Below are 9,535 nucleotides of genomic sequence, written 5' to 3'. Positions count from 1 at the left end.
ATCTCGTCGAAGGGGTTCATCGACATCTTCACGTTGGCCAGATCGACGCCCGATCCGTCCGCCTTCACGCGGACCTTCACGTTGTAGTCGATCACCCGTTTGACAGGGACCAGAACCTTCATGTGCCAATAATCTCCTTGGTCATCTCGTCTACCGAGGCCCCGTGAGCCCGTGATCGGTAATTTTGTTAGCCGCTGCCCTGCGGCATTGACAGGCTAAAATCGACAAACGCCGCGTCGAAGGCGTCGTTCGCGACATCAGCGGTTCGCGCCGGGAACCCACAGCACGTCGCCGGCGCCGCCGCCATTGGCGACCCGCGCGGCCACGAACATCCAGTCCGACAGCCGGTTCAGATAGCGCACCGCCTCGGGATTCACCGCCTCGGCCGTCGCCAGCTCGACCGCCGCCCGTTCGGCCCGGCGCGAGACGGTGCGCACGAGGTGCAGATGCGCGGCCAGCGGCGTTCCGCCCGGAAGGATGAAGCTGCGCAGCGCCGGAAGGTCGGCGTTCATCGCGTCGATCTCTGATTCGAGCCGCCCGACCTGCGCCGCGATCATCCGCAGCGGCGGATAGGGCGCCTCGGCGTCCTTCTCCATCTCGGGGCGGCAGAGATCGGCGCCAAGGTCGAAGAGGTCGTTCTGGATCCGCGCCAGCGCCGCGTCCATCTCGCCGCTGGCGTGCAGCCGGGCCAGACCGAGTGTCGCATTCGTCTCGTCCACCGTGCCATAGGCGGTAACGCGCAGGTCGAACTTGGCGACCCGCGCGCCATTGCCAAGCGCGGTGTCGCCCTTGTCGCCGGTGCGGGTGTAGATGCGGTTCAGAACCACCATGTCGTCACGTCCTTCAGATCATGCCGCGGCGCAGCCAGACGAAAAGCAGGATCAGCACCACCGCCACCGCCTGCGCGATGATCCGGTAGCGCATCAGCCGGTTCGCGTGCTTGCGGTTGAACTCGCCGCCCTTCGCGAAACCGCCGATGCCGATCATCAGGATCGCCAGCACCACCAGCACCGCGGCCACGACCACGTAGAACAGCGGATCGTCCCTCAGCATCCTCGCCCCCCTTCAAGGCGCCCGGCGCCCTTCGGGGCGCGACACTAGACCCGCGCGGTGCAAAAGGGAAACCCCCCGGAAGGTCGCCCCATCCTTCGCCGGCACCCCGGTTCAGCCCTTCTGCGCGACCCAGTCCAGCGCCCGACCGGGCAGAAGCCGACGGAGCGCGCCCATCAGGTAGGTGGGGGTCGTGACATAATAGCGCGGGGCCGGGTTCGGCGCGTCCAGCGCCCGGATCAGCTTGGCGGTGACGGCGGCGGCCGGCAGCTCGAAGGTGTCGGGCTTGCCCTTGTCCTTGTAGAGCCGGTTCAGCAGCGACGCCTCGTACTGCGCCCGCCGGGCCGAGCCGCGCCAGTCGATCCAGCGTTCGAAATGCGGGATCGAGTTCTCGCGGATCCGCGAGGTGATCGGGCCGGGGTTCAGCAGGATCACCTTGATGGCCGTGTCGGCCAGTTCCAGCCGCATCACGTCGGTCAGCCCCTCGAGCGCGAATTTCGAGGCGACATAGGCGCCGCGCCATTTCAGCCCGACCAGCCCCAGCACCGACGAGCAGTTGACGATCCGCCCGTGGCCCTGCGCCCGCATCACCGGGATCACCCGCCGCGTCAGGTCGTGATAGCCGAAGAGATTGGTCTCGAAGAGTTCGGCGAGCGCGGCGCGCGGCAGGTCCTCGACCGCGCCGGGGCAGGCGAAGGCGCCGTTGTTGTAAAGCGCGTCGAGCGTGCCGCCGGTGCGCGCCAGCGCCTCGGCCAGCGCGGCCTCTATGCTGGCGGGATCGGCGTAGTCGAGGCGGAAGCTTTCCAGCCCCTCGGCCCGCAGGCGCTCGCAATCGGCCTCGGACCGGCAGGTGGCGAAGACGCGCCAACCGGCGCGTTTGAGGCCATGGGCGGCGTCATGGCCGATGCCCGAGGAACAGCCGGTGATCAGGATGCTGCGCGTCTTGGTCATCGGTCCGCCTCTCTTGCCGCGATGCCCAAGGGCTAGGGGGCAGGGCAGGGCGGGGCAAGCGGAAAGGCGATGCGGGCCGTGGCGCGGCTGGCCGCGCGGGGGCGGTTGCAAGCGTCCGCGCGGCGCAGCCGGCTCGGTTGCCGGCACTGCCCGCACCCGGGAGGGCCCGCCCGCTGGCGACGGCCCACTGGTCGACGTTGGTGCTCATGCTCACCCGATCGTGGCCCGGCGCGGCAGACGCCAGGCGGCCGCCGTCCGTGCCGAGCCCGCGTCTGATTCTGGCCGGCCCGTCACTCCGGCCCGTCACTCCGGCCCGACACTCTCGCCCGTCATTCTGGCCGGTCACTCCGGCCCGTCGCTCTGGCGTCTTATGCCGGGGGCGTGTCCGACAGGAATTTCGACGACATCCAGCCCTCGCCCCCCGAGCCCTCGATGCGGATCTTCTGCCAGCCGCCCTCGGGGGCGCCGACCAGCGTCACCGCTTCGCCCCGGCCCAGCGTGTCGACGACGGCGGCGCCGGTCGTGGGCGCCTCGCGGAAGTTCACGCGCTTGCCGGTGACATAGCCGGTGCGACCGGGTTCGGTCGCGCCCGCCGAGGCGGCAACGGGCACCGCCACCGCGTCGTCGGGATGGTAGAGCACCGGCAGCCCGTCGCGGGTCGCGACGATCTTCGGCGCGCTGCGGGCAGGCAGAACGACCGCGGCCGGCATCGGGGCGGCGGCGGCCTTTGCCTCGGCCACGGCCGGAATCACCGGCGCGGTCGAGGTCGCGGCCACGGCCGGGGTCGCGGGAACCACATTGGCGATCAGCGCCTTCAGCGCGCTGCGCTCGTCGTCTTGCGGGGCAAGGCCTTGCGGGGCGGGGGCCTTGGCCAGCGCCGCCAGCGTCGTCGGGCGGCCGCCTTCGGGCGGGCGTCCCCAGATCGTCGCGACCAGAAGCATCCCGATCACGGTCAGCGCCACGAGTTTCATCAATCGCACCAGAAACATCGCTTCACCCTTCCCTGGTTTCGCCACCCGTGCCCTGAACGCAGGTCCGGCCGGCTTGTTCCCGAAGTCGTGAGCGCGCGGCATCCCGAGGTCTGCGCGCGACTCGATGCCTGTTCGGACAGCATAGCACGAAGCGCTCCCTGCCAGGGGGCGGGCCGCGCGGTTTCGATCGCGATTTCGATCTGGACCGGGACGCCCCCGGCGCAGTATCCGGGGGCATGACCGATCCGACCGACGAACCCGCAGACGACGCTTTCGACAGCGCCGGCGCCACCTCCTCAGAGCCGCTCTCGCGCGCCATCGGCGAGCGTTACCTGACCTATGCGCTCTCGACGATCATGCACCGGGCGCTGCCCGACGCCCGCGACGGGCTGAAGCCGGTGCACCGGCGCATCCTTTACGCGATGCGCGAGCTGCGCCTGTCGGCGACCGGGGGCTTCCGGAAATCGGCGAAGATCTCGGGCGACGTGATGGGCAACTACCACCCGCACGGCGATGCCGCGATCTATGACGCGATGGCGCGCCTCGCGCAGGATTTCAACGTCCGCTACCCGCTGGTCGACGGGCAGGGCAACTTCGGCAACATCGACGGCGACAACCCGGCCGCCTCGCGCTACACCGAGGCCCGCCTGACCGCGATCGCCGAGACGCTGATGGAAGGTCTGGCCGAGAACGCGGTCGACTATCGCCCGAACTACGACGGCACGCTGGAAGAGCCGGTGGTGATGCCCGCGGCCTTCCCGAATCTGCTGGCGAACGGCGCGAGCGGCATCGCGGTCGGCATGGCCACCAACATCCCGCCCCACAACCTCGACGAGCTGATCGAGGCCTGCCAGCTGATGATCAAGCGCCCCGAGGCGACCGAGGAAGAGATCGTGGCGCTGGTCCCGGGGCCGGACTTCCCGACGGGCGGCGTCATCGTCGAGCCGGCAGCGAACATTCTTGAAGCCTATCGCACCGGCCGCGGCGCCTTCCGCCTGCGCGCGCGCTGGTCGGTCGAGGATCTGGGCCGCGGCACCTGGCAGATCGTCGTCACCGAGATCCCCTATCAGGTGCAGAAGTCGAAGCTGATCGAGCGTCTGGCCGAGCTGATCTCGACCAAGAAGGTCCCCGCGCTGGCCGATGTCCGCGACGAGAGCGCCGAGGACGTGCGCATCGTGCTGGAACCCCGCGCCCGCACGGTCGAGCCGGACATGCTGATGGGCATGCTGTTCCGCAATTCGGATCTGGAAATCCGCTTCTCGCTGAACATGAACGTGCTGATCGACGGCCGCGTGCCCGAGGTCTGCTCGCTCAGCCGCGTGCTGCGCGCCTTCCTCGACCACCGCCGCGACGTGCTGATCCGTCGCTCGCAGCACCGGATCGAGAAGATCGAGGCGCGGCTGCACGTGCTGGTGGGCTTCATCACCGCCTATCTGAACCTCGACCGGGTGATCGACATCATCCGCTATGACGACGATCCGAAGGCCGCGCTGGTGGCCGAGGACTGGTCGGCGAGCCATCCCCGCGCCACCTCGGAACGCGACTATGTGGGCCCCGCCCGCGCCGCGCGGCCCGATGGCGAGGCCGAGGTGATGTATTCCGCGTCCGGGACCCGCTGGCTGGACGAGACGCAGGCCGAAGCCATCCTCAACATGCGCCTGCGCAGCTTGCGCCGGCTGGAAGAGATGGAGCTGAAGCGCGAGCATGAAGAGCTGACCGCCGAACGCGCCGGGCTGCTCGAACTGCTGGGCAGCGACAAGCTGCAGTGGAAGAAGATCTCGTCCGAGCTGAAGGACATCCAGAAGAAGTTCGGCAAGGGCAGCCCCGGCGGCGCCCGCCGCACCGGCTTCGCCGAGGCGGGGCAGGTCGAGGAGGTGCCGATCGAGGCGATGATCGAGCGCGAGCCGATCACCGTCATCTGTTCGAAGATGGGCTGGATCCGGGCGATGAAGGGCCATCAGCCGCTGGATGCCGAGGTGAAGTTCAAGGACGGCGACGGCGCGCGCTTCGCCTTCCATGCCGAAACGACGGACCGGCTGCTGGTTCTGGGCGACAACGGCCGGGTCTACACGCTGCTGGGCGCGAACCTGCCCGGCGGGCGGGGCATGGGCGAGCCGCTCAGGCTGATGGTCGACCTGCCGAACGAGGCCGACATCGTCGAGATGGTCGTGCACCGGGCGGGCGAGAAATACCTGTTGGCCTCGACCGAGGGCGACGGCTTCATCGCCGCCGCGGACGAGCTGGTGGCGCAGACCCGCGCCGGCAAGCAGGTGCTGAACCTTGGCGACAAGGTGAAGGCCAAGCTGATGCGGCGCGTCGCGGGCGACCATGTCGCGGTGGTGGGCGAGAACCGCAAGCTTCTGGTCTTCGCGCTCGAGGAACTGCCCGAGATGGCGCGCGGCAAGGGCGTGCGGCTGCAGAAGTACAAGGACGGCGGCCTGTCGGATGCGACGACCTTCGTGCTGGCGCAGGGCCTGTCGTGGAAGGATCCGGCCGGGCGGACCCGCACCGAGGACGGCGCCGAGCTGGCCGAGTGGATCGCCAAGCGCGCCACCGCCGGGCGCATGGCCCCGCGCGGCTTCCCGCGGGACAACCGCTTCACCTGAGGCGGTCCGGCCCGGCATCGGGAGTAGACAGGGAGGGGGCGCTGCCCCCTCGCGGGCCTTGCCCGCTCACCCCCGGGATATTTGGGCCAATGCGAAAGCCGGAAAGGGTGGGGGCTCTGCCCCCGCCGCCTCCGGCGGCTCCCCGGAGTGTTTTTGCCAAGCCGAAGGGGGGCGGGCGCCCTCGGCCCGGCTCGGCCCCGGCTCGGTGGGGCGGGGTCAGGCGGGCGCGAGCGGGGGCAGGCCGGCCTCGCGGTGGATCTCGGTCAGTTCCGAGCCGCGCAGCTGCAGGCCGCGGGCCAGCGCCTGCAGGAAGGCGGTCTCGGCCGGGTGGTCGACATTGATCGCCATCAGCGCCGCGGCATAGACCTCGGGCTCGAGCCCCGCGGGCGTGTCGGCCACCAGCCTCTCGATGTCGATCGGCGCCTCCATCTCCTGCATCAGGAAGTCCATTTCCTCGCGGCTGGCGTCGTCGAGCTCGGACAGGATCCGCGCACGCTCGTCGCGGTCGATGCGGCCGTCGGATTTCGCGGCCTGGATCATCGCCCGCAGCAGCAGCGCCGCCACCGCCTCTTCCTCGGGCGTCGGCGGCACCTCGGGCTCGCCGCCATGGCGCTGGGCCTGGTCGAGCTTGGCCGCGAAGCCGCCCCCCGTCGCCGCACCCGCCCGCGCGCCTGCCGTGGCGCCGCCGCCCAGCAGCCCGCCAAGCCCTGCGCCGGCAAGGAGGCCGCCGAGGCCGCCCGCGCCGCCCGCCTTCGCGATCAGCTGGTCGAGCCCGCCGCCGCGCTGGCCGACCTTGTCCAGAAGCCCGCCGAGCCCGGTCTGGCGCGACTGGATGCGGCCGTGGCTGGTGTCATAGGGCTGGCGGCGCTGGTCCATCATCGACTTCACGCCCTTGGCGGCGGCGACGCCGATCGCGACTTTGGCAAGGGTTTTCAGAAGGCTCATCAGGGTCTCCCGTTCATATTCCGTCGCTCTGGACATGGGGGGCCGGGGCCGCGGCCGCGAGGGGGCGGCGCGCGGTCGGCGGAAAACCGCGCGTGCGGGGCGGCAGGTCAGGCGGGTTCGACCATCAGCCAGATCCCGCCCTCGGGGCGCAGGGTCAGGATCAGCACCGGCTTCGGGGCCACCCGCGGCACCGGCGCGAAGCGCAGACGCGCCAGCAGCGTCGCGAGGATGATCACCGCCTCCTGCAGCGCGAAGCTCGCGCCGATGCAGACCCGCGGCCCGTCGCCGAAGGGCAGGAAGGCGAAGCGGTCGAAGCTGCGCTCGCGGAAGCGGTCCGGGCGGAAGGCATGGGGCTCGTCCCACAGCAGGTGGTTCCGGTGCAGCGCGTAGATCGGCAGGATCACCGTGTCGCCGGGCCGGATCTCGCGCCCGCAGAGCGTGTCGGCGGCGCGCGCGGTGCGCGACAGGAAGGCCGCCGGCGGATAGAGGCGCAGCGTCTCTTCGACGATGCGGCGGATCAGGGGCAGGGCGGGCAGGTCCTCGGCGGTGGCCGCGCGCGGTCCCAGCGCCGCCTGCGCCTCGGCCCGCGCTGCCCGCTGCACGTCCGGATCGAAGGCGCAGAGATAGAGCGCCCAGGCCAGCGTCAGCGCCGTGGTCTCGTGCCCGGCGACGATGAAGGTCAGCAGGTTGTCGCGCAGCTCGGCCGTGTTCATCCGCTTGCCGGTCTCGCTGTCCTGCCCCTCGCGCAGAAGGTCGAGCAGGTCGGGCAGGGGCCGCGGGCCGGTGCGCGCCCGCGCCTCGATCGTGGCATCCGCCATCGCCCGCATCGACTTCGTCGCCGGCGAGGCGAACATCCGCGACGGGCGCGGCACCCAGGGCGGCGCGCCGAGGATGTCCAGAAGCGAGGTCTTGGCGGTCTGGGCCATATAGGCCTCGATCCCCTTGTGCACCGCGTCGCGGTCGAAGGCGCCCCCGGCCTCGGCGCCCGACAGCGTCACATCGGCGATCACCTCGAAGGTGGCCGAGACCATCTCGTCGAAGACATTCGCCGCCCGTCCCGAAGCGGCGGCGATCCGCTCGGCCGCGCGTTCGGCGGCGCGGGTCATCACCGGGCCAAGGGCTGCGACGTTGCGGTGCGAGAAGGCGGGCGCCGCCGCCCGCCGCTGCCAGCGCCACTGCGCGCCCTCGGCCACGAACAGGCTCTCGCCGATCGCCGGGCCCAGGATCAGCTTGGTCACGTCCGATTTCGGATAGTCCTCGACCCGGTCCTTCAGGATCCGCCTGAGCGCGCCCGGGTCCATCACCATGTGCCAGCGCTTGCCCGTGCGCCCCGAAACCATCGGCTGGTGCAGCGCGATCTCGGGGATCAGCTCGATCAGGTTGCGCCGCGCGACCTTCAGCGAGCCGAGGATCCCCAGCGGCTGCGTCGCAAGCGGCACCTGCACCGGCAGGGACGGCTGCAGCGGGGGCGGGGCGATCTGATCCATGGGCGGCCTCCTTTGGCTCCGATATAGGCGCGGCTGGCGCCTGCCCAAGGGCCGGCCGGGCACCCGCAAGGGGGCTGGCGGGCTGCGGTCAACGCCCTGGTGATGGCCCCGATGATTGCTACATGGTCCCATCGCGGCTATGGCTTGACCGACCAGGGAGATACCTTCGCGCATGATCCGACCGATACGACGCCTGGCCAAGCTGATGCTGGCCGCTTGCCTGCCCCTCGCCCTTGCCGCCTGCGCCGGGCGCGAGGACCTCTCGGCCCCGCCGGCCGACCTGGGCAACTTCCAGCTGGGTTACACGATCATCGTGACCTCGAAGATGAAGCAGGTCGGTCCGTCCCGCGCCGCCACCGGCGAGGAATGGCAGACGCTGCTGAAGTCCGAGATCGTGAAGCGCACCGGGCGCTATGACGGCGACAAGCTCTATCACCTGGGCATCAACGTCGATGGCTTCGCGCTGGCCTATCCGGGCATCCCGTTGATCGTGAACCCGAAATCGGTGCTGGCCCTGTCGGTCAACGTCTGGGACGACACCGCGCAGCGCCGGATCAACGCCGAGCCGAAGTCGATCACCGTCTTCGAGCCCTTCACCGGCCAGACCGTCATCGGCTCGGGCCTGACACAGAGCCGCGAAGAGCAGATGCAGAACCTCGCGGCGGCGGCGGCGCGGCAGATCAACGCCTGGCTGGTCGAGAACAAGGCCTGGTTCACCCCCGAGGCGGTCGCCGCCCGCCAGCTGCTGCCCAAGCAGGGCGGCACCGGCGCCGCGGTGCCCGCGGCCAGCGCAAGCTCGGCCGCCAAGGCGGCCGCGGTCGCGACCGGTNCTGGCTGGTCGAGAACAAGGCCTGGTTCACCCCCGAGGCGGTCGCCGCCCGCCAGCTGCTGCCCAAGCAGGGCGGCACCGGCGCCGCGGTGCCCGCGGCCAGCGCAAGCTCGGCCGCCAAGGCGGCCGCGGTCGCGACCGGTGGCAGCACCGCCGCCGCGGCCCCGGCGGCCAGCAAGCCGTCAAGCGCGGCGGCCAGCACGGCCACCGGCGCGGCCACCACTTCGGGCACCGCCGCGAAGCCTGCCGCCGCCGCGGCCGCCACCACCGCCCCGGCCGCCACTGCGGCACCGGCGCAAACCCAGCGCCGCCGCCGCGGCGCCGATGCGACGATCCCGGGCATCGACCGCTCGGTGCCGAACTCGGTCACCATCGTGCCGCAGGCGACCTACCCCTGACCCTCGGGCCGGGCGATCCCCCGCGGGGGCCGCCCGCGCCTTCCCCGGCGCGGCCGCCGCTTCCGCCATTTCCGGCACCGCCGCGGCTTTCGGCAGGTCCCGCTTGCTTTTTCCGCAAGCCCGCCATACTCAGCCTCCGGTGTTGAATCGGGCCCCGTCCGGGGGCCCCCTGACAATGAGGCGCCCGGAATATGGCAAAGGCAAAGTTCGAACGCACGAAACCGCACGTCAACATCGGCACCATCGGCCACGTTGACCACGGCAAGACCACGCTGACCGCGGCGATCACCAAGTACTT

10 protein-coding genes and 1 pseudogene are annotated in these 9,535 nt (G+C 70.9%); 3 read left to right on the top strand and 8 right to left on the bottom strand.

What is annotated here, in order from left to right; genetic code table 11:
- The 5 genes and pseudogenes from V8J36_RS22540 to V8J36_RS22520 all read right to left on the bottom strand — a co-directional run.
- Window positions 1-122, bottom strand: a pseudogene (locus tag V8J36_RS22540) (electron transfer flavoprotein subunit beta/FixA family protein); the annotation flags it as partial.
- 135 nt (window positions 123-257) lie between these two features.
- Window positions 258-830, bottom strand: a complete 573-nt coding sequence (locus V8J36_RS22535; protein ID WP_336469565.1) for a cob(I)yrinic acid a,c-diamide adenosyltransferase — start codon at window positions 828-830, stop codon at window positions 258-260.
- Between the two features lie 13 nt (window positions 831-843).
- Window positions 844-1,053: a twin transmembrane helix small protein gene (locus V8J36_RS22530; RefSeq protein WP_442902535.1), complete on the bottom strand. Its 210-nt coding sequence runs from the start codon at window positions 1,051-1,053 to the stop codon at window positions 844-846.
- Between the two features lie 111 nt (window positions 1,054-1,164).
- The gene (locus V8J36_RS22525; RefSeq protein WP_336469564.1) at window positions 1,165-2,001 is read right to left on the bottom strand and encodes an SDR family NAD(P)-dependent oxidoreductase; all 837 of its coding nucleotides are present in this window, start codon (window positions 1,999-2,001) and stop codon (window positions 1,165-1,167) included.
- 368 nt (window positions 2,002-2,369) lie between these two features.
- Entirely contained in the window at window positions 2,370-2,972 is a 603-nt protein-coding gene (locus V8J36_RS22520; RefSeq protein ID WP_336469563.1) for an SH3 domain-containing protein, read from the bottom strand.
- Between the two features lie 236 nt (window positions 2,973-3,208).
- Between V8J36_RS22520 and V8J36_RS22515 the strand changes: the two genes are divergently transcribed.
- Entirely contained in the window at window positions 3,209-5,578 is a 2,370-nt protein-coding gene (locus tag V8J36_RS22515; RefSeq protein ID WP_336469562.1) for a DNA topoisomerase IV subunit A, read from the top strand.
- A gap of 216 nt (window positions 5,579-5,794) precedes the next feature.
- On the opposite strand, the gene V8J36_RS22510 is transcribed toward V8J36_RS22515, so the two are convergent.
- From V8J36_RS22510 to V8J36_RS22500, 3 genes are all read right to left on the bottom strand, one after another.
- Window positions 5,795-6,523, bottom strand: coding sequence for a DUF533 domain-containing protein (locus V8J36_RS22510; RefSeq protein WP_336469561.1), 729 nt, complete (start codon window positions 6,521-6,523; stop codon window positions 5,795-5,797).
- Window positions 6,524-6,630: 107 nt separating this feature from the next.
- Window positions 6,631-8,010, bottom strand: a complete 1,380-nt coding sequence (locus V8J36_RS22505; RefSeq protein ID WP_336469560.1) for a cytochrome P450 — start codon at window positions 8,008-8,010, stop codon at window positions 6,631-6,633.
- A 468-nt stretch (window positions 8,011-8,478) separates the two neighbouring features.
- Entirely contained in the window at window positions 8,479-8,817 is a 339-nt protein-coding gene (locus V8J36_RS22500) for a hypothetical protein (protein ID WP_336469559.1), read from the bottom strand.
- A gap of 111 nt (window positions 8,818-8,928) precedes the next feature.
- On the opposite strand from V8J36_RS22500, the gene V8J36_RS22495 reads away from it, so the two are divergent.
- Window positions 8,929-9,237, top strand: coding sequence for a hypothetical protein (locus tag V8J36_RS22495; RefSeq protein WP_336469558.1), 309 nt, complete (start codon window positions 8,929-8,931; stop codon window positions 9,235-9,237).
- A 191-nt stretch (window positions 9,238-9,428) separates the two neighbouring features.
- On the top strand, window positions 9,429-9,535 hold a 107-nt coding region (locus tag V8J36_RS22490), incomplete at its 3' end, for a GTP-binding protein (RefSeq protein ID WP_318339134.1).

It is taken from the genome of Frigidibacter sp. MR17.14 (assembly GCF_037095735.1).
GTDB lineage: Bacteria > Pseudomonadota > Alphaproteobacteria > Rhodobacterales > Rhodobacteraceae > Frigidibacter.
This window is presented reverse-complemented; position numbering and strand designations above follow the sequence as displayed.